The organism is Micromonospora sp. DT31 (assembly GCF_049841795.1).
Classification (GTDB): domain Bacteria; phylum Actinomycetota; class Actinomycetes; order Mycobacteriales; family Micromonosporaceae; genus Micromonospora.
This window is the reverse complement of sequence record NZ_JBNCKZ010000001.1, coordinates 147,396-172,840: the sequence shown is the minus strand read 5'-3', so window position 1 is coordinate 172,840 and position 25,445 is coordinate 147,396. Positions and strand designations below refer to the sequence as shown.

Here is a 25,445-nt window from a genome sequence, read left to right as displayed (position 1 = left end):
TATGTCCACAGTGTCATTTACGCCATCGATGTCCGTGACGCGGGCGAACGCCTCGCGCCCGCGTACGACATCGCACGAAAGTCCAGTTCGACCAGTCTGCGTACCACCGTTCCCATGCCCGAGGTCGCGACCAGGAGGACGAACATGCGAAAGTACGTCAGCGACACCGCCGAGCTCACCGACGAGTACGGCATCCAGATCGGCCGGTGGACGCAGTACCGGGACCTCGGCCAGCTGCCGTTCGACGCCATGTGGTGCGTGATCCCGCCCGGCGGCAGCAGCACCGAGGACGTCCACCCGGAGGTCGAGTTCGCGGTGGTGACCCGCGGCACCGCCATCTACGAGGCCGGCGGGGAGAAGGTCGAGGTGCCCACCGGCGGCGTGATCCTGCTCGAACCCGAGCGGCGCCACGTCATCCACAACCCCTCACCGGAACAGCCGCTCACCATCCTCAGCATCTACTGGATGCCGCGCCCGGAGAGCGCCGAGGACGCGGGCGACGGAGCCGACCGTGGCTGACGCCCCGACCACCGGCGCCCCGGGGGCGGTGCTGGTGGTGACGCCGCCGCCGACGCCGAACGGCCCCCTGCACATCGGGCACCTCAGCGGCCCGTACGTGGCCGGGGACATCGCGGCCCGGGCGCTGCGCGCCGCCGGCCGGCGGGTGGTCACCCAGTGCGGCCTGGACGCCCACCAGAACTACGTGCCGGCCCGGGCCGAGGCGAACGGGGAGGCACCCGCCGACACCGCCGCCCACTACGGTTCGTTGATCGGCACCGCCCTGGCCGCCGCACGTATCCGGTACGACATCATGGTCGACCCGCTGGCCGACGCGGCCTACCGCGACGCGGTGTCCGCGCTGCTCACCGAACTGGTCGAGGCGAAGGTCGTCGAGGTCGCGCCGGTGTCGCTGCGGGCCTGCGCGGCCTGTCACCGGACGCTGCACCACGTCCGGGTCGCCGGGCGCTGCCCGGTCTGCGGGGCGGGTGCGGCCGGCGGGACGTGCGAGGGGTGTGGCAGCTTCTGCACCGCCGCGAACCTGGTCGACGCGCGATCGACCTGCTGCTCGGCCCCACCCGAGTCGGTCACCCACACCGTGCCGGTGCTGCGGCTGGCCGAGCACCGGGACCGGCTCGCCGAGTTCTGGGCCCGTGCGGTGCTGCCGCCGCGGCTGCGCCGGCTGACCGCCTCCTACCTCGACGACGGGCTGCCGGACGTGCCGCTGGCATACCCGTCCGACTGGGGCATCGAGTGGGAGGACGGCCTACGCATCGACGTGTGGGCGGAGATGGCGTTGGCGAACCTGCTGCTGCCCGCCCGCCACCTGCGGCCCGACGCCAACACGCTGGCCGGGTACCTGGACGCCTGGCGTGAGGTCGACGAGCAGTGGATCTTCCTCGGCGTCGACAACGCGTTCTACTACGCGGTGCTCATCCCGGCCCTGCACCTGGCCGCCGGGCTGCCCGACCGGCACACCGGGCTGGTGGTCAACGAGTTCTACCGGCTCACCGGCGCGAAGTTCTCCACCAGCCGGCAGCACGCCATCTGGGCACACGAGTTCCTGGCCACCGAGGACCCGGCCGTGGTGCGGGCGTTCCTGGCCTGGGACCGGCCGGACACCTACGAGTCGGACTTCCGGCCGCAGGCGTACGCGGCGTTCGCCGCGCGGTACGCCGCCACCCTCTCCGGGGCCGGCGCCGGCCAGGACGTCGCGCTGGCGGACGCCGAACTGGCACGCGGCGAGCAGGCGCTGCGGCCGGAGCACTTCGACCCGGCCGGCGCGGTGCGGGCGGCGCTGGCCGCGTACCCCGACCGTCCGGACCGGGCGGGCGTCCTGCTGGCTCTCATCGGCGGCGTCGACCCGGCGGGTTCCGGTGGTTGAGCTTCGGGTGCTCGTCGTCGGCGCCGGCCTCAGCGGCGTCCTGCTCGCCCGGCGGTTGCAGGACGCCGGCGCCGAGGCGGTGTTGATCGGCGCCGGGCCGCAGGTCCGGCAGGCCGACGCCACCGCCGCCTCGGGCGGACTGATCCGCGCGTTCGAGCCCGACCCGACCGCCCGGTCCCTGGCCGGCGCGGGCCTCGCCGAACTGCTCGCCGATCCGGCGCTCGCCGCGGACGCCGGTTGGCAGCGCACCGGCTCGCTCTACCTGCTGGCCGCCGGCGACGCGGCGGGCGCGGCGGAGGTCGACGCCGAGGTGCTGGACAGCTCCGACGTGGCCCGCCGGTTCGGGCTCCACGGGTTGCCGCAGGAGACCGTGGGGATCTGGGAGCGGCAGGCCGGGTACCTCGTGCCGGAACGGTTGCGCCGGGCCGTCCTGCGGGGCGTGCGCCGCACCGAGGCGGCCCCGATGGCCCGGTTCGACGACGGCGTGGTCGAGTTGCGCGACGGCCGCCGGCTCACCGGCGACCTGGTCGTCCTGGCCGCCGGCGCGTGGACCCCGGGCCTGCTGCGTGCCGCCGGCCTGCCGGGCACGTTGCGCACGAAGCACATCCAGTACGCCCACTACGCCACCGACCGGGCCGACCTGCCGTGCTTCGTGGACGAGACGAGCGGCCTCTACGGCCGACCGGCCGGGCCGGGTCGGTTGCTGCTCGGACTGCCCAGCCCCCGCTGGGACGTCGACCCGCCGACCCCGGCGCCGGACGCCGACCTGGCGGCGCGGGTCGGGGAGGTCGCCGGGCGCCGCCTCCCGGGCCTGGACCTGCGGCCGGTGGGCCCGCCGGTCAGCGCCGTCGACTGCTACAGCGAGCCCGCCGGCCTGGCCCTGCGCGCCGTGACCGACGCCGTGCACACCTTCACCGGCGGCAGCGGCGGCGCCGCCAAGACGGCCCTGGCCGCCAGCCGGGTCGCCGCCACCGTCCTGCTGAACTCCCGATCCGCGATCCCTGTCCCCCACGGCCAGACAGAGGCAGACTGATGACGCAGACCTATCACACAGTGGGTATCGGCGCGGGGCCGGCGAACCTGAGCCTCGCCGCGATGTACGGCGTGCTCGCCCCGCACGACATCGCCCTGTTCGAATCCCGCGAGCGGCCGGGCTGGCACGACGGGATGCTGCACAGCGGCGTCCGGATGCAGACCGGCTGGGTCAAGGACCTGGTGTCGCTCTACGACCCGACCCACCCCCTGTCGTTCCTCAACTACCTGGTCACCACCGGCCGGGTGTACGCGCTGTTGGGCGCCGGGTTCGACACGATTCCCCGGATCGAGTACCAGCAGTACCTGGTGTGGGCGGCGGGCAAGCTCCCGCTGATCACCTACGGCACCCGGATCGACCTCGTCGAGTTCGACGGCGCCCTGGTGAGCCGCAGCGACGGTACGGCGGTCGCCCGCTCCGAGCACCTCGTCATCGGCAGTGGCACCGTGCCCTACATGCCGGAGTTCCTGGACGCCCTCGACCCCCGGCACGTCTTCGTCGCCGACCAGCTGCACCAGCGGCTGGCCACCGTCCCGGACGAGCCGGACGAGCCGTGGATCGTCATCGGCAGCGGCCAGACCAGCGCGGAGTGCGTGGCGGCGCTGCTCGTCCGCGGCTGCCGGGACATCAAGTGGATCGGCCGGCGGTCGTGGTTCGCGCCGCTGGAGGACTCGCCGTCGGCGAACGACCTGTACCGGCCCGCCTACCAGGAGGCGTTCCTCACCCTGTCCCGGGACGTGCGGGAACGCCTCGTCTCCGGGCAGATCCTGACCAGTGACGGCATCTCCCCCGGCACGCTGCGCGGCATCTACCAGCAGAACTACGAGGAGCGGCTGCGCACCGGGCGGTTCCCAGTGACGATCATGCCGAGCCGTACCGTGACCGGCGCCCGGCAGCTGGACGGGGAGATCGAGCTGGAGTGCCTCACCGCGGGCAGCGGGGAGGAACGGCACCGGGCCTCGAACGTCATCGTCGCGGCGGGCCGCCGGGTCGCGCCCCTGCCCTTCGACCCGGAGTTGTCCGCGCTCGTCGACCTGGACGAACGCGGCGAACCGATCATCGAGTCGGACTACTCGATCCGGTGGAAGCACGCCGACGACCACAAGATCTTCCTGCTGAACCGGGGGCGGTACGTGCAGGGGCTCGTCGACTCCAACCTCAGCATCCTGCCGATCCGCAGCGCGATGATCCTGAACTCGATCGCCGGCCGGGCCGTCTGCCAGTTCCACGACGACTACCTGAGCACCCAGTGGGCGTGAACACGATGATCCCTTTCAACTACGACGACCGGCTCTTCGTCTCCGTGGACCACGCCGGTGACGACGCGCCCCTGCGGGGGCACTACCACCAGCGGGGCGACCTGGTCTGGGCGGAGATCACCGGCGGGCCCGTCCGGCACGGCTCGCTCGCCGGCACCTGCGACTCCGAGGGCGTGGTGCGCTTCGCCTACCTGGAGGTGCTCACCGACGGCACCATAGTGGTCGGTGAGTGCGTCTCGCGCCCGGAACGGCTGCCGGACGGGCGGATCCGGCTCCGCGAGCAGTGGCGCCGGCACGGGCCGCGCCCCGACAGCGGCGTCTCCGTCATCGAGGAGGCCACCGCCGCCCTCGTCGGCTCGATCGAGGAGCAGCAGCGTGTCTGACATCCAGATCGTCAGTTTCGTCGCCGCCAGCCTGTTGATCATCATCGTGCCGGGGGTGGACTTCGCGCTCGTCACCCGGCAGACCGTCCGGTACGGGCGGCGGGCCGGCTTCGTGGTGCTGGCCGGGCTCTTCGCGGCCGCCCTGGTGCACGCGACGCTGGCCACCGCCGGCCTGTCCGCCCTGCTGGTCTCCTCACCGCGGCTCTACACCGCGGTGCGCATCGCCGGGGCCCTGTACCTGCTCTACCTGGGCGGCACGATCCTCTGGGCCACCCGGCCCCGCCGGACGACCGCCGCGCAGCCGGTTCCGGTGGCCGCGGGTACGGCCGGCGGCGGCGCCCCCGCCCCGGACGCGCCGCCGGTCGAGGAGCCGGCGGTCACCGCGGCCGAGGACCGGCACGTGGCCCGGCGCTCGTTCGTCATGGGCATCACCAGCCAACTGCTGAACATCAAGGTGGTCGTCTTCTACGTCACCTTCGTCCCGCAGTTCGTCACGCCCGGCGCTGGCGCGGCGGCCCGTACGGCGGTGCTGGCCGCCACGTTCATCGGCCTCGCCGTGCTCTGGTGGGCGTGCTACATCATGCTCATCGACCGGCTTCAGCCCTGGCTGACCCGGCCGTCCGTCCTCACCGTGATCGAACGGTTGACCGGGCTGATCCTGGTCGTCCTGGCGATCCGGATCGCGCTGAGCCACTGAGCGCGCGCCGGGCCGGTTCCCGTCAGCACGACGGGACCGGCCCGGCGCGGTTTGCGCAGGTGGGTTCAGGAGTTCCGGGGGCGGTGGGCGACGGTGAGGACGTGGGTGGTCGGCCAGTCCAGCGGCCGGCCATCCAGGTCGGTGACGGACGCGACCGGCGCGATCCGGTTGTCGATCACCCAGTCGTTGCGGATCGGCGCGGAGGCCGGGCCGATCTCGAAGCCCACCTCGGTCAGCAGGTTCGTCCAGTCGGCGAACCCGAGGCCGCAGAACTGCTCCTTCGTCTCCGACAGCCAGTTGTCCGTGTAGTCCTTGCGGGTCAGGAAGTCCATCGCGGCGCCCAGTTCCAGCCGCACCGAGCCGTCGGCCTGCGCCTGGTGGGCGAAGGGGAACGCGAAGTCCACCGCGAACTGGTCCAGCCGCGCCCGCGTCGACAGCCCGCCGACGTACCGCTTCACCTCGGCGGAACCCAGCCCGGCCAGGTCCCGGCGGGGAGCCGGCGGGTTGTCGCCGTCGTCGGCGGCCAGCCGCAGGAGCACCGGGCGGTGCGGGTCGTCGGGGCCGCACACGTCACTGTTGATCCAGACGCCGCCGGGCACCGTGTGGTCGTGGATGCGGCGGGCGAACTGGCGCAGCGACTCCCGCTGCCGCCCGTACGACCAGATCTCGTGGGTCAACGCGAAGGTGAGCGTGGTGTCCACCGACCGGTCCTTCAGGACCGCGCCGCCCAGGACGTTGCGGTGGAAGAAGTAGACGTTGGCGTTGCGGAACACCCCCTGGGCCTTCTTGTGCAGGCACTCCTGGTAGAGGTGCCGGGCCACCTCCACGCCGATGAGGTCGCTCTCCCGCAGGCCGGCCTCCCGGTCGGCCAGTTCCAGGACCGCCCCGGCGCCGCAGCCGATGTCCACGATCCGGCCGGGCTGCACGTACCGGCGCACCGACGTCCACTTGCGCTCGGCGGCCCCGGCGAACGCCTCCACGTACGTCCGGTAGTCGCGGGTCACGGTGAGGCCGCCCTCGTCGCCGACGAGGGGGTCGTTGACCACCGACCGGATCGCGTCGACCAGGCGGTAACGCTCGAACACGTCGACCGACGCCGGGTGGGTCAGCTCCCGCCACGTCTCGTCGCCCCCGGCCAGGCGCAGCAGGACGTCCCAGGGCCGCTCGGGCACCTCCGGCAGGCCCGGGTCGGCCTCGACCTGCGCGATCGGGAAACCGAGCCGCTCGTAGAGCTTCGCGACCTGCGGGGTGGAGCAGGCCACCACGGTGTCGGCGGGGGTGAGTTCGAGGCCGGTGGTCACCGCGATGTTCTTCAGGGTCACCTCCGCGAACGCGTCGGTGTACGCGGTGTCGAAGACCGGCACCACGAGTGACCGCAGCCCGCTCAGCACGCTGAACCGCTCGATCGCCGCCTCGCGTCGGTGGTACGCGACCGGGTTGCGTCGGGTGTTCTCGTGGTTGGCCGAGGTGACCGCCCAGACGACTGTGGTGTCCCCGTCCTCGGCCAGTCCCCGCAGGTAGTCGGCCTGGAACCGGGTCAACAGGTGATGCCGGCCGGGAAAGAGGACGAAGCGGGCCGGCGAGCTTTCCATGATCACCCCAGAGGTACGGGTCGACGTGCGGCCGGCGGTCATACCGGCACCCGCCAGGAGCGCCACAGGTGACCGTAGCGGCCCCCGGCGGCCAACAACTCCTCGTGCGTGCCCTGTTCCACCACCCGGCCGTGGTCGAGCAGCACGATCCGGTCGGCGGTCACCGCCTGGCTGAGCCGGTGGGCCACGATGAGCGTCGTCCGCCCCTCGGTGGCCGCCAGCGCCGCCCGGTCCAGGTCACGGGCGCCGGCGCTGCCGGCCTCGGCGGTCGCCTCGTCCAGGACGGCGACCGCGGGCGCGGCCAGTACCAGCCGGGCCAGGGCGACCTGCTGAGCCTGCGCGGCGGTGAGCCGGTGGCCCCCTTCACCGACCGGGGTCGCGAGCCCCTGCGGCAGGGCGCGCAGCCAGCCGGTGGCGCCGACCCGGTCCAACGCGTCGAGCAGGTCGGCGTCGGTCGCGTCCGGGACGGCCAACCGCAGGTCCTCGGCCAGCGGGCCGGCGAAGACGTGCACCTCCTGGCTGATCAGGGCCAGTTCCCGCCGTACGGCGTGTTCGCCCAGCTCGGTCAGGGGCACGCCGCGCAGGCGTACCGACCCGTCGGCGGGCACGATGATGCCGGCGGCGATGCCGGCGAGGGTGCTCTTGCCGGCGCCGCTGGCGCCGACCAGCGCGACCCGTTCGCCCGGGGCGAGGCGCAGGTCGATGTCGGCAAGCACCGGCGGCCCGTCCGGGTAGTGGTGTCGGCGCACCGTGATGTCCAGGGCCGCCGACCCGTCCGCGCCCGCCCGCTGCCGGCCCACCGGAGCCGTTCCCGCCGGAGGTGGCGCGGCCGGGGTCGGGTCGACGGCGGCCGGGGTCGGGTCGACGGTGGGCGGGGTCTCGGCGGCGGCCGGGGCCGGATCGGTGGCGGCCGGGCCGGCGGTGCCGGGCAGGGTGGCCACGCCGACCAGGCGGGCCAGGCTCGCGCCGGCCTGCAACACCGAGCCGGACTCCATAAGCAGCAGCCCGATCGGGTTGAACAGGCGGTGGAAGTAGAGCGCGGCGGTGGTCGCCGCGCCGACCGTGACCAGGTCGCCGCGGACCAGCCCGAACCCGGCGACCAGCACGGCGGCCAGGCCGACGAACTCCGACCGGTTCATCCGCAGGCCGAAGCGGGTGTGCAGGTCGAAGATCTCCAGCGACAGGTCACGCGCCGCGCCGGAGCGTTCCGCGATCGCGGCGACGTGCGCGTCCTCGGTCCGGTACGCGCGCACGGTCGCCGCGCCCCGCAACGCGCCCGCCATGGCCTGCGTCCGCTCACCGGTGGCCACCCGCTCCCGGGCGTAGTAGGGCACCGACCGGCGCAGGTACCAGCGCAGCGCCAACGCGTACGCCGGCGCGGCCACCAGCCCGGCCAGGCCGAGCCGCCAGTCCAGTGCGGCCAGCCCGACCACCGTCAACAACACCGACAGCAGCGCGCCGACGAGCGCCGGACCGCTCACCGCGATCACGTTCGTCACCACGGCCACGTCGTCGCCCACCCGGGCCAGCAGGTCGCCGGTGCCGGCCCGTTCCAGTGTCGACGAGGGCAGGTGCAACGCCCGGTCGAGGACCCGTTCGCGCAGCCTGGCCAGCACGGTCTCACCGAGCCGGGCGGCGAGCGTGGCGCCGACGGCGGTGAGCAGGCCGGTGAGCAGGGCCGCGCCGAGCAGCACCGCCACCCGGGCGCCGACCCGGGAGGCGGGGGCCGCGGCGATGACGTCGTCGACGAGGCGACCGAGCACCCAGGGGGCGACCAGTCCGCACGCCGCGGCGGCGACCAGCACGGACGTCGCGGCGGCACCGAGCGCGGGCAGCCGCCGGAACTCGGCGACGAGCGTCGCCCAGGTCTGCCGGGCGGACGCGGTCGGCAGCAGCGGACGGGCGGGTTCGGGCACGCTGGGGTCGGCGCTCACCGCAGGGTCTCCTCCCGGTAGCGGGCCTCGGTGGCCAGCAGGTGGTCGTGCGGCCCCTCGGCGACGACCCGGCCGTCGGCGATCACGACCACCCGGTCGGTGATCCGCAGCAGGGCCGGACTGCTGGTGATCAGCATCGTGGCCCGCCGGCCGGCCCGGCGCGCGCCGGCGAGCCCGTCGGCGATCTGCGCCTCGGTCGCCGCGTCGACCGCGGTGGTGGGGTCGTGCAGCACCAGCACCGGCGGGTCGGCGCCCAGCGCCCGGGCCAGGCCGAGTCGTTGACGCTGGCCGCCGGAGAGGTTCGCGCCCCGCTCCACGAGGCGGTGTGCCAGGCCGCCCGGATGCGCGTCCACCACGTCCTGCGCGGCCGCCGCGCGCACGGCGGCGTGCAGCCGCTGCGCCTCCGCCGGCCGCCCGGCGGCCAGGTTCGCGGCCAGGGTGCCCTCGAAGAGCATCACGTCGTGCGGTTCGACGAGAACCGCGGCCCGCAAATCGTCGAGGCGCAGCTCGTCGGCGGGCAGGCCGTCGACGCGGACCACGCCGCGCCTCCCGTCCGCGGGCACCCGCCCGGCCAGCAGCGCCACCAGCGCCTCGGCGTCGGCCGGGTCGTACGCCAGCACCCCGACGATCTCGCCCGGGTCGACGCGCAGGCACACCTCGTCCAGCCCGGCGTGCCCGACCCGGTCCAGAGCCAGCCGGGGCCCGTCGACCCGGTCCGGCCGGCGCGCGTCGCCGGGCCGGACCAGCGGCTCGGCGCCGAGCACCCGCGCCACCCGGGCCGCCGAGGCACGGGCCATCGCGAACAGCTGCACGCAGAAGCCGAGCGTCTGCACCGGCTCGGCGACGAACTGCGCGAGCCCCACCACGGTCACCAGCTCGCCGACGGTGAGCCGGCCCTGCAGGGCGAGCCAACCGGCGACCCCGGCGACCGCGGCGAGGAACAGGCCGTTGGCGGCGGTGGTCAGCCCCAGGTGCAACCCCTTGGAGGTGGCGGCGCGCAGGGTCACCGCGAGGGCGTGGCGGCTGGCGGCGGCGTACCGCCCGGCGGCGTGGGGCTGGGCACCGATGCCGCGCAGCACCCGCAGCCCGGAGACCAGGTCCACGGCCAGCGCGGTGGTGTCCGCCAACGCCTCCTGCTGCGCGGCGCTGCGCCGGGACAGCAGCGGCGCCATCCGGTTGAGCGCCAGGACCAGCAGCGGCACGCCGACAAGCACGCCGAGCCCGAGCGGGACGTCCACCACCAGCAGCGCCACCGCCGCGGCGGTCAACGCGGTGAGCGCGGCCACGCCCATCCCGGCCACCCGGACCACGAGGGCGGACAGCTCGGCGTCGGAGGCGGTGACCGCCAGCAGCTCACCGTCGCGCAGCCCGGCGCGGTGCCCGCGCGGATCCAGCGCGCGTGCGGCGAGTTCCACCCGGATCAGGTGCGCCTCGCGTTCCACCGCCGCGTACGCCTGGCGCGCGCCGATGCGGTAGGCGAACGCGAGCACGGTGAACAGGGCGGCCAGACCGGCGACCGAGTACAGCAGGGCCCACCCGTCGCCGGTCACCACGGCCCGGTCGATGATGACGCCGATCGCCACCGGGACGAGCACCTCGGCGACCTGGTGCAGGCTGAGCAGGGCCACCCCGACCAGCACCCGCCGTCGCTGACGACGTAACGCCCGGCGCAGCACGCTCCGGCCGGTGACCGTCTCGTCCGTCACCGCCCGAGCGGTCCCGTCGTCGCGGTCCGCACCCGCGTACCGGTGCCGGGCGGTGCGAGGGCCGGGGTGCCGGCGCACCGGGACACGCCGGAGATCCCGGAGTCGGCGGGGACGGAGAGGAACGGGCGCACGGGGGAAGCCTCCAGTGATCGAAGTCAGGTCAGCCTAACCTCAGGCTCCGGGCGTGCCCACGGCCGGCCGGCCCGGCGTCGGCCCTGCTCGGCCGCCGGTAGATTCTCGGCTCGGAACCGGACGGGAGGGCGGCATGGTCGACGGGTGGCACGGCTGGTTCGGCACGATCCCCGGCGCGGTCCTCTGCACGGTGCTCCTGCTGCCGGTGGCCGTGCTGGCGGTCGGGGCGCTGGCGCGTCGGCGGACCGCCGCCGGTTGCCCGCCCCCACGGGCCTGGCGGTTGTCGCTGGCCGAGGTCGGCCTCGTCTACGGGACGGCACCGTGGGTGTGGATGATCCTCCTGCCGGGCGACCAGGCCGGCGCGGCGCCCGCCCGGGTCAGCCTGGTGCCGCTGCGCGACCTGCTCACCGTCCTCGCCGGCGAGCCGGTCACGGTGCTCGTCCAGGTCGTCGGCAACCTGCTGGTCTTCGCCGCGCTGGGCTTCTTCGCACCACTGCGGTTCCCGGCGCTGGCGTCGGTGCCGCGCGTCCTGGCGCTCGCCGCCGGCTGTTCGATCCTGGTCGAGGTGGCACAGTACGCCCTGCGGCTGGACCGGGTGTCGTCGGTGGACGACGTGCTGCTCAACACCGCCGGCGCCGTCCTGGCCGCGCTGGCGTCGCGCCGGTGGTGGCGTACCCCGGCGGGAGCGCGACCGACAGCGGTGTCGTAGCCGGCGGTCGCCACGTACGCTGCCGCGGTGACCGCACCGGCCCGCATCCTGGTCTACGGCGTGTACGGCGCCGGCAAGTCCACCCTGGCGGCAGCGCTGGCGGAGCGGCTCGGGCTGCCCTGGTGCCCGGTGGACGACATGCTGTGGCAGCCGGGCTGGGTGGAGGTGCCGGTGGCCGAGCAGCGCAGCCGCATCGAGGCGGTCTGCCGTGGCGACCGGTGGATCCTCGACGGGGCGTACCACGGGTGGCGGGACGTGGTGCTTGCCCGCGCCGACCTCGTCGTCGGCCTGGACTATCCCCGCCGGCTCTCGTTCTGGCGGCTGCTGCGGCGCACCACCCGCCGGCTGGCCAGCGGGGAGGTGATCTGCAACGGCAACCGGGAGACGCTGCGCAGCGTCCTGTCCCGTGACTCGGTCCTGGTGTGGCATGTCAGCGCGTTCGGCCGGGCGCGACGGCGGATGCGCGCCTGGCGGGCCGACCCGGCCGGACCGCCGGTGCTGCTGTTCGGCTCCCCGGCGGAGTTGGACCGCTGGCTGGCCGGGCTGCCGGGGCCGCCGTCGCGGTGAGGCGATCCCGGGCGCGAGCGCCAACTGCTTGACCTGGCGCAGCACCAGCGTGGTCTCCCCGGTACGGATGCCGTCCAGCGCCGCCGCCGCGACGTTCAGCACGTCAATGACGCCTCGTCACCGGTGTCGACGCCCAGGACCGCGGTGATGCGCCGGTACGCGTCCACCCGGGCCCGGACCTGAGCCGCGTTCCCACCTCCGCACTCCAGCGCCCCGTTGATGCTCCGGACGGTCTCCCCGAACCCGCCGCCGGTGATCGCGGCGTGCGGGGTGGTCGTGCCCGCGCCCCGCTGGGTCATCCAGAACCAGAGCGCGGTCTGCCACGCCACCGACGGGTCCGTCGCCACCAGGTCCGGGTTGCCGAGGAGGTCGAGCCCGAGCGCGTCGCCGGCCGCCTTGTAGTTGGTGTTCCAGCTGAGCTGGATGGGTCCGCGGCCGTGGTAGGCGCTGCGTCCCGCGGGGCACCCGTATGCCTGGGCGCCGTCGCAGTAGTTGCCCCAGGCAGCCCGGTCGATCTCCTCGACGTGGACCAGGCCGCCGGACTCGTGGTCGACGTTGGCCAGGAACGCCGCCACCTCCCGCTTGCGGGTCGACTCGTCCCCGGTGGCGGCGAAGGCGGGGAACTTCGCCATCGCGTCGACGAGCCCGGCGTACGTGTAGAAGGGGTTGCGGCTGGGGAACAGGGCGTCGAATGTCGACCCGGTGAGCATCGTGCCGTCGTCCTTCGGCGGCACTCGTTTCTTCGCACCGGACGGCCCAGCGGGCGCGGACGGCGTGGGCGAGGCGGTGGACGCGCCCGCCCCACCGGTCGCGTAGCGACTGAACAGTCCCCGCACCTTGAAGGGGTAGCTGTCCAACACGATGATCGGCATTCCGCCCTGGGCCTCGACCGCCTCCAGGCCCAACTCCCAGGCCATCAGCGTCAGGGTGAGGTGGTCACCGACGACGGTCTTCGCGTCCAGCAGCCGCTGGGTCTCTTTGGCCAGGTGGCAGAACCACCGCGCGTGGGCGTGGATCGAGTCCTCCGGGTCCAGCACCGAGGCCTCGCCGCTGTCGTCGTCGTCCTCGCCGTAGCGGTCGAAGACCTCAGGTGTCAACTGCGACAGTCCTTTCCTGCCCTGCTGGCCCTCCTTGTCCGCGTCGAAGTCGGACGCGTAGTCGATCTGCGCCGCGAGGATCACGGGGGTGAGCAGGTCGCATTCCCCGGCGGCGGCCCGGATCGGCGCGGCCAGTTCCGGGTCGGGCAGGCGTGACTCGTCGAACTCGCCGCGGCCGTCGCCGCCGGCGAGTTCGACCAGGACGCTGCCGGCGGCGCCCGGGCCGAGCGTGCTGGACGGGTCCGGCGAGTAGGACGTCAGCTGCGAGCCACTGAGCAGCAGGATGATCACCAGGACGATCAGGGCCAGGGCCGCCAGCAGCACCAACGGGAACATCCCGACGGCCGAGATGATCAGCCAGGCGAACTGCGTGGTGCCGAACGAACTCGTCGCCTGGTGCGCCGCTCGCGCGGTCCGCATCTTCGACATGCCGTCACTCCGCCCGCTGGTGCCAGGCCGCCGCCGCACGCTCGGTGACCGCCAGCAACTCGGCGCGCGACGCTGCCGCGATCGGCGCCGCGTCCGGTTCCTTGTACCAGGGACGCAACCGGATCATCGCCGGCCGCACGCCGGTTGCCAGCAGTAGCGCGCTCCCCTTGGGCAGCGCCCTGATCCGGTCCGCCGGCAGCGCCTGCTCCTGCCGGTACGACACCGACCGGGAGGAGCCCTCGCGGGAGCGCGAGTAGGACTGGGTACGCACGTCGTGCTGGCCGACCAGGCGGGCCACCTTGTCCACGAAGTCGGCGTCGTCCAGTCCGGCACCCAACAGCTTGACCGTGGCGGCGCTCCACAGCGCGTCCATCCCCGCCTCACCCCAGACCCGCACCCCCTGCCGGTAGCTCTGGAGCAGCGTCACCACGCTGATGCCCCGCGAGCCGAGATGGCTGTAGAGGTCGGGCAGGTCGGCGATGCGGCACACGTTCGCCGCCTCGTCCAGTACCGCGGTCATCGGCGGGTCCAGGCGGCCACCCATCCGTTCGGCGGCCACCACACCGGCCCGGACCACGGCGTCCGCCAGTCCGGCGATCACCCCCGCAGCCGATCCGCCGCCGTCCTTGGACAGCAGGTAGAGCGTGTCCCGGCCGAGCACATGCTCCTCCGGGACGAACTCCGGGCGGTCCGGGTCAGGGCTGACCCACGCCAGGATCTCCGGGTCGAGCAGGCAGGCGACGCACTGCCGGGCGGTTTCGTAGATGCCGTCGCGGGTCTCCACGGCGCCGCGTACGGTGCCCTGGAGCTGGTCGGCCATGGCGTCCAGGCCACTGTCCCGAAGCAGGTCGACGGGGGTGCGGTCGCCCGGGTCCGCGAGCCAGGACAGCATGTCGCCGATCGTCGCACCGCCGCGCGCGGCGGCGAGGAAGAGAGCGGTTAGTGTGTTCTGCGCGGCGGTGATCCAGAAGTCCCGCTTGGACGAGTCGTCGTTGACCGAGCTGACGAAGTGCCCGGCGATCCGCCGCGCCCCCTCCAGGGTGCGGCAGCACCCAAGAATGTCCCACCACATGTCCCGTTCGGTCCAGACGATCCCCTGCGGGTCGAACGTCCACACCCGCCCGACCCGGGACCGCTCCTGCCGGGTGACGAGGAAGACGTCCGACTTGTTCGACGTCAACAGCACCGCACCTGGCGCCCGCAGCACCCGGGGGACGGCGATGCCGGTGGACTTCCCGGCCCGCGGAGCCATCAGGTCGAGTTCCACGTCCTCGTACGAGGAACGCAGTTCGGGTCCCGACGGCAGGAGGTCGCCCAGTAGGTTGCCGGTGTCGTCCGGCCGCAGGTGGGCGACACCGCGCAGGGACGGGCGCAGCTCACGGGCCCGGGCCTCGGCCGCTTTGCCCGTCATGGCCCGCAGGTCGGCCGCGCCGGCGAGGTTCGACGGCTGTTGCGCACGGCGGATGAGGGCACGGGTCACCGCGATCACCGGGACGACGACGGCCGGCACGAGCCCGACCGCACCGCCGTACACCAGTGCCGGCGGCACGCCCGGCCAGACCGTCGTGGTGTCGCCGCCGAGCAGGCTGAGGTAGACGCCCGGGCTGAACGGCGGTGGTTGCCAGCCATAACCACCCAGCGCGGTGGCGAGTGTGCCGCCGAGCCACAGCAGGACGAAGAGGACGAGGTTGATCAGCGCGAGTACGGGAATCACCCAGGCCAGGAGATCGCCGCCGGCCCCACCGCGCTTCACCATGCCTCCGCTGCGGCCGTGCCGTGCAGGTCGCCGGCGGTGACGGCGCGTACCACGGCGGCCCGTTCGGCCAGCATCCGCTCCGCGTCGCCCTCGGCGATCCATCGCCTGTTCGTGTCGTGCAGGTGCCGCTCGGCCTCGGTGATCGCGACCCGGATCGGGATGCCGGGACGCCCACCGACCTTGATCAGGAAGCGGCCCCGGCCGGGCGGCTCCTCGTTGCCGCCCTCCTGCGCCCAGCCGGCCGGTGAGGACCACGACGAGACCAGTTCGATCTCCCGTCGGGAGAGCCCCACCACCCGGCCCAGGTCCTCCATCTCCGCCTTCGGCAGGCCGGCGCACGCCACCATGCCGGCGCGTTCGACGAAACCCCGTGCCTTTGCCTTGTCCGATTCGGTGCCCAGCGCCTCGGCGTCCTTCAAGGTGTGGGTGATCTTCGCGTCGGCGAGTCCGAGCGAGCGGTTCAGCCTGGTGAGGGCGTCGATCCGGTCGACGATGCCGGAGGCGGCGCGCAGCGGGCGCCACAGTTCGTCCAGGACGGTGAAGAACCAGCGCCGGGGCGCCAGGCCGGCGTCCGCCAGCGCGTGCGAGGCGGCCACCGTACCCAGACCGTCCGACCAGGCCGCGAGCATCGCGGCGGCGGTCAACTGCCCGTCGGACTCCCCGATGCCGGAGATGTCGATGCAGACGGCGGTGGCGTCCGGGTCGATCCGGGTGGCGCTCTCCGACGCGAAGGTGTCGGCGAGCGGACCGTCCAGGATGCCGAGCAACGACCGGTGCAGCGGGTCGACGGCGTCGCGGTACCGGGACTCCTGTCCCCGGTCCAGGGTGACCTGCCGGACCCGCGGCGGCCCCGCGTCGAGGACCGCGAGCAGGTCCGGCAATCGGTATGTCCGACCGGGCGGTGTTCGCTCACGCAGGTGCCGCAGGCAGGCGGAGAGCACCGACTGTTCGTGGTCGCTGATCGGCACGCCCCGCACGATGGTGAGCAGCGCCGCCACCATGTTCAGCACCCGGCCGTGGGTCTCGGCGGCCAGCGCCTGCCCGGCCTGCCCGCCGATCCGGGTGGCGGCGGCCCCCATCGCGCCGGGGTCCAGCACGTTGAGCCCGCCGACGCCGCGGGCGATGGAGATGACCTGCCCGCCGAGCGCGCGGACGGTGTCCGCGTAGTCGGGTTTCAGGTCGCCGAGCACCAGCGGGACGACACCCTGGGCGGCCAGGCCGATCAGCATCCGGTTGATCAACGTGGACTTGCCGAGGCCGGGCATGCCGAGCATGAACAGCGACGGGTTGGAGATGTACCGCGCCCTGGTGAACCAGTTGAGTGGATCTCCACACACCGTGGCCCCGGTGCTGATGTGCTGACCCAGGGGCACCCCGGTCATCGGAGCACCGGACCCGGAGGCGAACGGCCACAGCCCGCACGCCTGCACGGTGGTGGCCCGCCACATGGTCGGCGGATCCAGTGCGGCCACCCGGCCGCCGCCCACGGCGTGGGAGCCACGGTGCGGCACGCTGTCGTCGCGGTTCGCCCGGGCCAGCCGCCGCCGGTGACGCTGTTCGGCCGCCTCGTCCCGGGCCCGCTGCCGCTGGGCCCGCCGCATCGCGCGCGTGGTCTGCGCGCCCATCTCGTCGGGCTCCCGGTCCTGTTCGTCCACGTCCGGCACCACCAGCCCGGACATCGCCGTGCCCGGGCCCGACGCCCGACGGGGCCAGCCGGCGCCGAGATCCAGCACCCGGGTCCCGTCGCCGCCCACCCCCGCCGTCACAGCGCCTCCTGAAGCTCGTGCGGGATCATCGTCTGCTCCCAGGGCAGGATGCCGACAGGCAGTGCGCAGGTGAACGCCGCGGCCTGCATCCGGTCCGCCGGGCGCATCGCGACCCGGCTGGCGCCCAGCAGGTTCCGCATGGTCACGTCGGCGTCACGCACCTCGGCTGACGAGTCGACAGTCAGTGTCACCACCATCGAGAACTCCACCAGCCCGGCCCCGGACGCCTCCTCCGCCGCCGTCTGCTCGGCCGCCTCGATCTCCGCGATCGCGCGGGCCCGGACCAGGCCCTTCGTCGAGTTGGCCATGAACTGGGCGGACCGGCGGTCCGCCTCGACGATCCGGGCGGAGGTGGCCGGATCGATCGGGCGATAGATCAGCGCGACCCGTTTGCGGCGGATGCCGGCCGCCGGGTCGAGCAGGCTGCGCAGGATCCCGGCTCGCACCGTGCCGCGCGGTGCCATGGTCAGCAGCCAGGTCCGCGAGACGCCGGAGTCGTGCTGGTAGGACCTGACCGTCTCGACCGCCGCGGCCGGCCCGGCATCATCCCACTCCAGCCCGGTGTGGCCGTGCCGGGCGCGCACGTCGAGAACCTCGGCGGCGACGGCCGGGTCGTACGCGACCCGGACGACCTCGGCGACCCGTTCGGCCGACAGCGGCTCCGCCAACCCGCCACCAGCGGCAACCAGGCCGTTGAGCACGCCCTGCAGCCGCAGTGCCAGGTCGGTGAGCACGGTGTCGTCGTCCCGCCGGCCGCCGCCGGGTGCCGAGTAGGTGAGCGTCAGGTACGTGTTCATCTCGGAGGACGCGTCCGGGTATTCGTACACCACCTCCTCCATGACCGCCCGCGCGGCGGGCGGCGCGTCCGGGGAGAGGCGACCCAGCACCTCGGTGGCGAGCCGGGTGCCGGGGTCGGGAGCGGTCTCCACGATCACCGAGGCACCGCGCAGTCCCGGCTCGTGTGCCAGCCGAGAGAGCCACTCGCCCCACAGGGCGACCCAGGTGTCGACCTGATCCGGGTCGACGAGGGACCCGCCGTCCGGCTCACAGCTGAGCACGACGGTGTACTGGTGACGGTTGCGGTGGTACAGCACACCGAACGGACGGTCGTAGGAATCGCGACCCTCCAACATCGTCACCTGGCTCAACAGACCCGGCGGGCGGAACCGCCCGCCGGGTCGCATCGAGAGCGGGCCGGAGACGTAGAGGTGCTGCCGCTTGGACCGGCGTCGCAGCCAACCGACGCGCACACCTACCGTGCGGTAGACGTTGCGGCCGTCCTGGGTGCGGATGGCCAGCGGCGCCAGGGCCAGCGCGATCGGGATCCCCAGCACCACGGCCGCGTTCAGGGAGGCCATGGAGGCGATCAGGACCAGCACGAGGCCACCGAAGAGACCCACGGTCCCGACCAGGCCCAGTGAGCCCAGTCCGGCCTTGCGAGGGCGACGCCAGTTGCCGTACGTCGGTGTCCGGATCGGTTCGGGTGCCGCGGTCATGGTTGTCCTCCTGGGTAATTTCCGGCACTAGTCGCGGTCGGCATCTGGCAGCGCTCCCCCGGCGACACCGCTGGCGTGTCTGTGCACGCCGGCGACGGCGCCGGCGCTCTTCTGCACTGTCGAGGCCGCGAGCCCGACCGTGCCGAAGGCGACGCGTCTCGCCCTCGACGCGGCGCTGCCCGACGACCCGCCGGAGGCACCCGCCGACCCGCCGGAGGCACCCGCCGATCCACCGGAGACGCCCGCCGATCCACCACCGGGAGCGTTGCCCCCGGTGGGCGACTTGGACTTTTCGCGGCCGCCGGCGCCGGCCCGGCCAGCGGCTCCGGCGATCCTCTTGGCCCCGCTGGCCACGGCGCCCACCCCGGCGGCGCCGGCGGATACGCCCGCGCCGACTCCGTCCCGGGTGCCGAGCGTCGCCATGGCCGGCACGACCAGCCGCATCAGCGCAGGCAGGGCGACGGCGGCCATCAGCAGAATGGCGGCCCCCGCCAGCTTGTAGTGTTTGGCGTCGCCGCCCGTGGAGCCGATCATGGCCGCGCCCGAATACATGATCAGACCGACCACCGGCTTGAACGCCAGCCAGGCCACCATCCAGGCGATGTGCTTGCGCCACCACCCACCGCCCCAGTCGGACATCGAGGCCGCGGCCGCCAGCGGGAGCGTGCCGGTGAGCAGCACCATCACGCCGAGCCGCAGGTACATCAGGATCACGTGGATGCACCCGGCGACCAGCAGCAGGAGCCCGACGACGATCAGCAGGAAGGCGGTGAGCCCGTCGGTCCCGCAGCCGGCGATGAGCTTCAGCTGCGCCTTGATGCCCGCGTCGTACAGGTGTTCGCTGTAGGCGTCCGCCTGCCTGGCGAGCAGGGTGAGCACCAACCACGACGCCCCCACGGTGAGGATCATGCGGACCAGGCCCAGCAGGGCCGTCACCCCGGATTTCGCCTTGCGTTCCAGTGCCATCCGGAACGCCGCGGCCAGCAACGACGCCACCGCGATGGTCACGACGAGCCAGTTGGTCTGCATCCGGATGTTGTCGTTGAGCGTCTTGTCACCGAGGGCCGGGACGTTGCCGAGGTTGGCGAAGAGGTCGACAGCCGCGCCCATGATGGCACTGGCGATGTCGCTGAGGATCCCGTCGATCCCCCCCTCGAAGAAGCCGACCACCTGCCCCACCGTGCCGATGTAGACGGCATCACCGCTCGCGCACTCGCCCACCTCAGGTCTCGTTCCACAGGACGAAGCCGGCGAGGGAGAGGACGGGTGTGACCGCGCCGTACAGGCCGCCGGAGTTCAACGGTCGCAGCCGCCAGTCCACCCCGTTCCAGTCCACGGTGTAGTCGACGGAGAAGTACCGCACGGTCGGCTGGCGGACGAGTACCCGGACGACGGCGGTCCTGGGCGTATACCTCGTCACCAGGAACCCGGCCAGCCGATTGGCGGTCTGCGGTGGTCCGTCCTCCCCCATCGACTCGCGCATCGCGTCGAAGTAGTCCCGCCCCAGCCCCGGCACGAGCTGCTCGCGGCTGACCGCACGCCAGTCGGGGCCGCTCATCTGGCGGGAAATGGTGTGTGCCGCCATGACCGCGCCCATCGGGGTGTGCGCGAAACACCACCGGAGCGCTCCGGTCGTCCTCAGTGGACCCGCCGAGGCGGAGAAGGGCACTCCCGCCCCATTGAGCTGCCGCCAGGTGACGTCGCGCGGCGCCACGGCCGGAAGCGGCTGGGCGGCGTCGACGGTGCGACAGCCCTGTGGTCGCGACCCGTCGGGAGCGAGGGCGCCGATCACCGGCCCGGACACCGTCGCGGCGCGGGATCCGGTGTCGCCGCCGCCCAGCGCTGCGACCGTACCGGTGCAGAGGGCCAACACGACGAACGCGGCCGAGAACTGCCATCGACGGTCCCGCCAGAACAGCCCGTCCACCGTGGCCTCCCGATCGGCCGGGTGTCTCGGCCTCACGGCAGATGTCCGGTCCGGGCGGCGATCCGCCCTCAATTCGCCTCCCCCCCGCCCGAATCGCCGCCCGAGTCGCCGCCGAACACCCAGGCGACAATCGGCCCGGCCGTGGCGACCAGGATGCAGCCGGCCAGCACCACCCCCAGCCGGCTCATGTGCTCCGAACTCTCGCCCCGCTTGTGGGACATGGCCATCACCGCGCCGGTGACCAGTACGCCCATGACGCCCGCCGCCGTGCCCGCCCAGGAGATCAGGCCGAGCGCCTGCTCCACCATCGTGGCGAGTTCCTCCGGTGGCGTTCCACCGTCTGGCTGCGGAACGTCGGCCCTGGGCTGTGCCTCGGAGGCGAAGGACAGGCGTACCTGACCCGCCATCCGCACGAGGCCCCCGTAGTAGATGTCGGAGAGGCTCATGGATGCTCCTTGGAGATCGGGGGATGTGCTGCCGCCCGGACCGCCCGGGCGGATCATCACTGGCTGAATCCGAGGGCTTCGACGATCGGCCCGGCGGTGGTGGCGATCAAGCAGGCCGCGAACACGAGTGCGATCTGTCGGACGTACTCGGTCCGCTCCTCCAGCGCGCCGCGCCGCATCTGCGATGCCAGCGTCATGCCGGTCAGGAGCAGGCCGGCCACCGCGGCCGCGCTCACGCACCAGGCCATCAGGTTCAGTAGCTGCATGACGGGTGTTTCCGGGTCTTCAACGTCGATCGAGTACGGCTCGAATGACGGCGGGGTGAAGCTCTTCTTGTTGACCCCGCTGTCGCACCTGAACTTGCCGGCGTGCACGACGCCCGTGAACCAACACTTGGTGGATCCGGTGATGTCGATGTTGTCCTTGGTCACGGAGCCGGCGCCCACGATCATCTCGACGTCCATCCACACCGTGTCACCGGGCGTGAACGTGACAGTCATGTCGAATTCGCTCGCGGGCTTCCTGCCGGAGCACTGCCGGTCGTTCTTACCGGGGGGTCTGGTTGCCGGATTCACCGTGGTGCTGGTCTTCAGACAGAGAATGAAGACGAACGCGGTATCGGCATCGATCCGCACCGTGAGCTGTTCGGTGGCCGGCGTAGGGGCCGCCGTCGCGGCCGACGGCGTCAGTCCGATCAGCGCCAGGACCAGGGCGACGGCCGCAACCGGCCGCAACCGGCGACTCACCGCCGCTTCCCGTCGGATCCGGCGTCCACCAGCGCGGCCAGCCGTGCCAGTTGGCGGGGCTGCCGTTTGGGCTCCTCGCCCACCCGGAACGACGGGACCCACGGCACCCGCCACACCGGAGCGACCGACCGCAGCAACCGGATCCGGCCGACCAGCGGACCCGGTAGGCGACCGGGCGCGTCGGCGATCAGAACCACGCCCACCAGCCGCATGCCGGCCGGATGCCGGCCCTCCCGGATCGCGTTGAGGGCCCGGGATACGGCCCGCAACCCGTCCAGGTTGGTCCGGCCGACCACCACGACCCGAGCCGGTTCGCCGATCTCCCGGTCCGGCCACCGGCAGCCGAGGTCGGTGCCGCCGAGCAGCCGGGTGAGGGTGGTGACACCCGCGCCGCCGTGCGCACCGATCCAGCCGATCCCCTCCGCCGAGAGGCCGTCGTGGTGCCGGGCCCGACTCTCGTCGCGCTCCCCCGGCCGCCGCAGCATCACCGACTGGCTCATCGTCCGTCTCACCTCCGTTCCCTGCCCGCCGTCGCGCTCGCCCACCGCGTCACCGGCACCTCGCGGTGCGGCCGGAGCGCTCGACGGCCGCTCTACGACGCGACCGCCCGCTCGGTTCAGCGCGGGTCGCAGGTTTTTTCGCCCCGCCCGGCCGGGGAATCCGGTGACATCGCCGAACCACTGCGCCGTGGACCTCGTCGCCCGTCGCCCACACGAACGGGACTCCGGCGTCCAACCCGGCGGCGACCATGGCCGGGCCAGGGGCAGGCTTCGTGGCGAACCCGACGTCGTCCGGGATGCCCGCGGCGGTGAGGCGCTCGGGCCGGCTGCGGCAGGGGTCTCGGGTAGGCGCAAGCGATGGCCAGTGCGGGAGTACTGCCGCCGCACCCCCGGCAACCAGTCGCATCAGGATCGATCAGGCCGCCAGCCCGCGCAGGAAGGACGTCCAGGGCGAGCGGCCGCCGACCTTCGACCCGTCACCTACCGCCGTCACGCCGTCGAGCGCGGCATCAACCAGCCCTCCAAACGCCACGAGCAGTCGCCACCCGGTACGACGAACTCGACGTGCGCTACCGGCCACCCGGCGGGGTCCACGCTGTGGCACGCGGCCACCGCACGATCTTCGCTTGTCCTCACAGGCCATCGATGATCATGCGGTGGCCGCCTTCATGTCCGCGCCACACCCGACGCCGGAGCCGAATGACGTTGGAGTACTAGCGACGCCTCTCCTTCCCCTTCCCCTTATCGCTCCTGTGCCTCAGCCCCTCATGCGACGGCCGATCGCCAGGCCCCATGGACGAGGAGGCCTGACCCGGCGATCGGTCCGGAGACCTCCTGGAGGAGGAGGCCGGGGCCGTCGCGCGACGCTGCGGGGCGCTGAACGCCCCGACGGCTCTGGTGGCCGACTGCACGTCGTTCTCAACCGACGTCGCCAGCGGTCGCAAGGCCTTGGCGGCCTCCTTCCCCATGGCTTTCGCGACCGAAGGTTTCGTTGCCCACTTGCACACCTGGAGCGCCATCTGCGCCAGGGTAAGGCCGAACTGCACGTTTTTCTGGGTGACTTCGTCCTTGTTCAACGCGAAATCGACGACCGCCCGCGCGACCGAGATCGCACCGCTCGCGAGGGTGGAGACGACGAAAGCCGGATTATCTCTCTGCTCGCTCTTGGTAAGAAGTTCCACCACCCCGGTTCCGAGATTGGTGGCGGCGTTGGTGAGTTCGATAACCCGCCCTCCAGTTTGACTCTGGAAGGCAAAATCGTTGATCGCCGTGGCAAAAGCGGTGCTCGAGGTGGCGACTAGTATGACGTCATCGGCGATGCTGTTCGAGTTGATGTGCTGTCTCGTCCAAGCTGACGCAGCCCTAGCGAGAGAAATCTGCTGCTGCCCTTCCAGATCCGTCCCCTGAGGAGGGTATGTCTGGAGGGCATATCCTTGGTCCGCCGGTTGTGTCATCGGTCTCCCTCTCGATCAGAACGGTTCCTCGTGGTTCGCGATGCGATCAGCCGTCAGGGCACGGGCGAACCGGACCTGCGCCTGGCCGCCGGCACCGCACGAGGGCGACAATCGACGAAATCATCAATCATCGACGTACGGTGCTTCCTTCTCCCGGTGGTGCCCCCGCCGGCAACCCGCGAACGGGCCGGAGGGGTCACGCAGCGACTGCATCACCGGCCCGAGATGGTCTCGATGCCACAGCGCGGGACCCGACAGGGGAGCCGTCGGCCCGGTGTTCTCGTGCCAGGCCAACCACAGTCCGTGGAACTGGGCGACAGCTTCCGGGTGCCGGTGCCATTCAGGGCACCAGGGGAGCCCGGATGTCACCTCGCGGCCGTATACCGGCACCAGCAGGCTGTTCACCCACACCGTCAGCCGACGCAGTTCCTCCTGGTAGTCCGGGCCAGACAGATACAGAATGAAGAACGGTTCTTCAGGCTCCTGGCCGTCGGGCGGCCCGGAATGGGGCGGAGCCTCTGGCGGGCCGGTGGTCGACAGTTCGGGTTCTTGGGCAACCTGCGTCATGTTGCTGCTCCGATCCGACTCCGCATGGCGAGTCTCGCCGGATCACGTATGCGAGGCGCTCCCGGTTCACCCACGCGCCAACTTTTGTGTCAGCGGCCCGCCTGGCGCCAGTTCTGGTTGCTCTGGCTCGCGGCGCACTCCCAGATCTGCAACGGGGTGCCGTCGTCGGAGTTCCAGTCGCGTACGTCGAGGCACTTGCCCGAGTTCGGGTTGCGCAGCAGCCCACCCTCGCCGACCCACACCTGCGCCGGTCCGCCGTTGCAGTGCGCCAACTGCACCTTGGCCGCGTTGTCCCGCGACGCCCACGCGACGTCCATGCACTTGTCCAGCACCACCAGCGTGTCGCCGCGTCCGCGCGTGAACCGCTGGGCCGCGGTGCCGTTGCACCCCCACAGCTGCAACCGCACGCCGTCGACGGATTCGCCGCCCGGCACGTCGACGCACTTGTCCGCGTACCCGCGCAGCGCGAAGCCGGCGGCCGGCCCGGCGGCAGTACGCCCCGCCGGCGGGGTCGGCGCGGCCCCACCGCTGTGGAACGTCACCATGACGTCCGAGCAGCCCGGGCAGTTGTAGACCGTCTCGTTGCCGGCGACCCGGTCGTGGGTCGACCACAGGTAGGCACGGGGATCGAACGGGAGCAGCGCGGCGGTGTAGGCGCTCTCCGCGTCCCGGTTCGGGTTGACGCAGTTCACCCGGTCACCCCGGGCCGGGTCGCGGAGAGCGTGCGCCTCCGGGCAGGCGGCGAGCATCTGACCCGCGGAACAGTCCCACCGGGCGCAGCTGCCCGCCTTCTCCGGCCGCGGTGCGCCGGGCGCGTCGATCGTGATCGTCGTGGACAGCGCGTCAACGTAGCTGACGTTGTACCAGGGCGCCGCCGGGTTGTTCCGGTCGAAGTTGAACTCGGCCAGGCTCACCGGCTCAGCGCCCCGCTCACACCGGTCCGCGAAGGCACCGCAGTCACCGACGAGGCACCGGAACGCACCGTTGGGGTCGCCGTCACAGCGTTGGCGGGCGAAGAACCGGCCGCGCCAGTGGCCCGGCTCACCGTCGTCCGGGATGGCCACCGTGCTCGACTCACCGGGGCGCAGAGTGGGCAGGCCGGTGATCGGCCGGGAGCCGTCCCCACTCTCCCCCGCACCGATCCACAGTGTCTCCGCGGTGGCGTTGACGAACGTCACCCGCGCCCCGGCGGCGGCGGTCGCCGTACCGCCCGGCACGCCCACGGTCAGACCCAGCGCGAGCAGCACGACGGCGAGGAGTGCGGCCCTCCTGCGCGTTCCCGCCCCGCGGGTCGCCGATGATGCGGTCTTCACAGCCATGTAGCCCTCCGTTGGCCTGGTGGGGACGCCCACGTCCCCGACGAGTGC

General features: G+C 72.8%; 23 protein-coding genes. 8 read left to right on the top strand and 15 right to left on the bottom strand.

All coding sequences use genetic code 11. The features are described from left to right. Positions 1 to 144: 144 nt before the first annotated feature. Genes ACLQ2X_RS00685 through ACLQ2X_RS00660 form a run of 6 tightly spaced genes read left to right on the top strand, consistent with a single transcriptional unit; the run spans position 145 to position 5,254 of the window. Positions 145 to 519, top strand: coding sequence for a cupin domain-containing protein (locus ACLQ2X_RS00685; protein WP_425678912.1), 375 nt, complete (start codon positions 145 to 147; stop codon positions 517 to 519). Beyond that, entirely contained in the window at positions 512 to 1,882 is a 1,371-nt protein-coding gene (locus ACLQ2X_RS00680) for a class I tRNA ligase family protein (protein WP_425678911.1), read from the top strand. The genes ACLQ2X_RS00685 and ACLQ2X_RS00680 overlap by 8 nt, the downstream gene beginning before the upstream one ends. Next, positions 1,875 to 2,915, top strand: a complete 1,041-nt coding sequence (locus ACLQ2X_RS00675) for an NAD(P)/FAD-dependent oxidoreductase (RefSeq protein WP_425678910.1) — start codon at positions 1,875 to 1,877, stop codon at positions 2,913 to 2,915. The genes ACLQ2X_RS00680 and ACLQ2X_RS00675 overlap by 8 nt, the downstream gene beginning before the upstream one ends. Further along, positions 2,915 to 4,174: a SidA/IucD/PvdA family monooxygenase gene (locus tag ACLQ2X_RS00670; protein WP_425678909.1), complete on the top strand. Its 1,260-nt coding sequence runs from the start codon at positions 2,915 to 2,917 to the stop codon at positions 4,172 to 4,174. The genes ACLQ2X_RS00675 and ACLQ2X_RS00670 overlap by 1 nt, the downstream gene beginning before the upstream one ends. A 5-nt stretch (positions 4,175 to 4,179) precedes the next feature. Continuing rightward, on the top strand, positions 4,180 to 4,557 hold the full coding sequence (locus ACLQ2X_RS00665; RefSeq protein WP_425678908.1) for a hypothetical protein: 378 nt from the start codon (positions 4,180 to 4,182) through the stop codon (positions 4,555 to 4,557). Beyond that, complete coding sequence (locus ACLQ2X_RS00660) at positions 4,550 to 5,254, top strand: LysE family translocator (RefSeq protein WP_425678907.1); 705 nt, start codon at positions 4,550 to 4,552, stop codon at positions 5,252 to 5,254. The genes ACLQ2X_RS00665 and ACLQ2X_RS00660 overlap by 8 nt, the downstream gene beginning before the upstream one ends. 65 nt (positions 5,255 to 5,319) lie before the next feature. Here ACLQ2X_RS00660 and ACLQ2X_RS00655 read toward each other — a convergent pair whose 3' ends face one another. Genes ACLQ2X_RS00655 through ACLQ2X_RS00645 form a run of 3 tightly spaced genes read right to left on the bottom strand, consistent with a single transcriptional unit; the run spans position 5,320 to position 10,486 of the window. After that, positions 5,320 to 6,888, bottom strand: coding sequence for a class I SAM-dependent methyltransferase (locus ACLQ2X_RS00655; RefSeq protein ID WP_425678906.1), 1,569 nt, complete (start codon positions 6,886 to 6,888; stop codon positions 5,320 to 5,322). After that, entirely contained in the window at positions 6,885 to 8,780 is a 1,896-nt protein-coding gene (locus ACLQ2X_RS00650) for an ABC transporter ATP-binding protein (RefSeq protein ID WP_425678905.1), read from the bottom strand. The genes ACLQ2X_RS00655 and ACLQ2X_RS00650 overlap by 4 nt, the downstream gene beginning before the upstream one ends. Next, a complete protein-coding gene (locus tag ACLQ2X_RS00645; protein ID WP_425678904.1) occupies positions 8,777 to 10,486 on the bottom strand; it encodes an ABC transporter transmembrane domain-containing protein in 1,710 nt (569 codons plus the stop codon). Before ACLQ2X_RS00645 ends, ACLQ2X_RS00650 begins: the two co-directional genes overlap by 4 nt. Before the next feature lie 265 nt (positions 10,487 to 10,751). On the opposite strand from ACLQ2X_RS00645, the gene ACLQ2X_RS00640 reads away from it, so the two are divergent. Both ACLQ2X_RS00640 and ACLQ2X_RS00635 read left to right on the top strand, forming a co-directional pair. Beyond that, a complete protein-coding gene (locus tag ACLQ2X_RS00640) occupies positions 10,752 to 11,327 on the top strand; it encodes a VanZ family protein (protein WP_425678903.1) in 576 nt (191 codons plus the stop codon). 27 nt (positions 11,328 to 11,354) lie between these two features. Beyond that, positions 11,355 to 11,894: an adenylate kinase gene (locus ACLQ2X_RS00635; RefSeq protein WP_425678902.1), complete on the top strand. Its 540-nt coding sequence runs from the start codon at positions 11,355 to 11,357 to the stop codon at positions 11,892 to 11,894. A 95-nt stretch (positions 11,895 to 11,989) separates the two neighbouring features. Here ACLQ2X_RS00635 and ACLQ2X_RS00630 read toward each other — a convergent pair whose 3' ends face one another. From ACLQ2X_RS00630 to ACLQ2X_RS00575, 12 genes are all read right to left on the bottom strand, one after another. After that, a complete protein-coding gene (locus ACLQ2X_RS00630) occupies positions 11,990 to 13,420 on the bottom strand; it encodes a glycoside hydrolase family 19 protein (protein WP_425678901.1) in 1,431 nt (476 codons plus the stop codon). Positions 13,421 to 13,424: 4 nt separating this feature from the next. Next, positions 13,425 to 15,134 (bottom strand): type IV secretory system conjugative DNA transfer family protein, encoded by a 1,710-nt coding sequence (locus ACLQ2X_RS00625; protein WP_425678900.1) that lies wholly within the window; start codon positions 15,132 to 15,134, stop codon positions 13,425 to 13,427. Positions 15,135 to 15,169: 35 nt separating this feature from the next. Then, on the bottom strand, positions 15,170 to 16,942 hold the full coding sequence (locus tag ACLQ2X_RS00620) for an ATP/GTP-binding protein (RefSeq protein ID WP_425678899.1): 1,773 nt from the start codon (positions 16,940 to 16,942) through the stop codon (positions 15,170 to 15,172). Continuing rightward, on the bottom strand, positions 16,939 to 18,438 hold the full coding sequence (locus ACLQ2X_RS00615) for an SCO6880 family protein (protein WP_425678898.1): 1,500 nt from the start codon (positions 18,436 to 18,438) through the stop codon (positions 16,939 to 16,941). The genes ACLQ2X_RS00620 and ACLQ2X_RS00615 overlap by 4 nt, the downstream gene beginning before the upstream one ends. Before the next feature lie 27 nt (positions 18,439 to 18,465). Then, positions 18,466 to 19,659 carry a hypothetical protein gene (locus ACLQ2X_RS00610; protein WP_425678897.1) on the bottom strand — a complete coding sequence of 398 codons (1,194 nt, stop codon included), beginning with the start codon at positions 19,657 to 19,659 and terminating at the stop codon, positions 18,466 to 18,468. Between the two features lies 1 nt (position 19,660). After that, on the bottom strand, positions 19,661 to 20,365 hold the full coding sequence (locus ACLQ2X_RS00605; protein WP_425678896.1) for a hypothetical protein: 705 nt from the start codon (positions 20,363 to 20,365) through the stop codon (positions 19,661 to 19,663). Positions 20,366 to 20,433: 68 nt separating this feature from the next. Further along, positions 20,434 to 20,811: a hypothetical protein gene (locus tag ACLQ2X_RS00600; RefSeq protein ID WP_425678895.1), complete on the bottom strand. Its 378-nt coding sequence runs from the start codon at positions 20,809 to 20,811 to the stop codon at positions 20,434 to 20,436. A 56-nt stretch (positions 20,812 to 20,867) separates the two neighbouring features. Then, positions 20,868 to 21,557 (bottom strand): hypothetical protein, encoded by a 690-nt coding sequence (locus ACLQ2X_RS00595; protein ID WP_425678894.1) that lies wholly within the window; start codon positions 21,555 to 21,557, stop codon positions 20,868 to 20,870. Then, a complete protein-coding gene (locus tag ACLQ2X_RS00590; protein WP_425678893.1) occupies positions 21,554 to 22,057 on the bottom strand; it encodes a hypothetical protein in 504 nt (167 codons plus the stop codon). The genes ACLQ2X_RS00595 and ACLQ2X_RS00590 overlap by 4 nt, the downstream gene beginning before the upstream one ends. Positions 22,058 to 22,770: 713 nt before the next feature. Further along, positions 22,771 to 23,511, bottom strand: a complete 741-nt coding sequence (locus ACLQ2X_RS00585) for a hypothetical protein (RefSeq protein WP_425678892.1) — start codon at positions 23,509 to 23,511, stop codon at positions 22,771 to 22,773. A 123-nt stretch (positions 23,512 to 23,634) separates the two neighbouring features. Further along, the gene (locus ACLQ2X_RS00580; protein WP_425678891.1) at positions 23,635 to 24,078 is read right to left on the bottom strand and encodes a DUF4913 domain-containing protein; all 444 of its coding nucleotides are present in this window, start codon (positions 24,076 to 24,078) and stop codon (positions 23,635 to 23,637) included. An 89-nt stretch (positions 24,079 to 24,167) separates the two neighbouring features. Beyond that, on the bottom strand, positions 24,168 to 25,397 hold the full coding sequence (locus tag ACLQ2X_RS00575; RefSeq protein WP_425678890.1) for a ricin-type beta-trefoil lectin domain protein: 1,230 nt from the start codon (positions 25,395 to 25,397) through the stop codon (positions 24,168 to 24,170). Positions 25,398 to 25,445 lie beyond the last annotated feature (48 nt).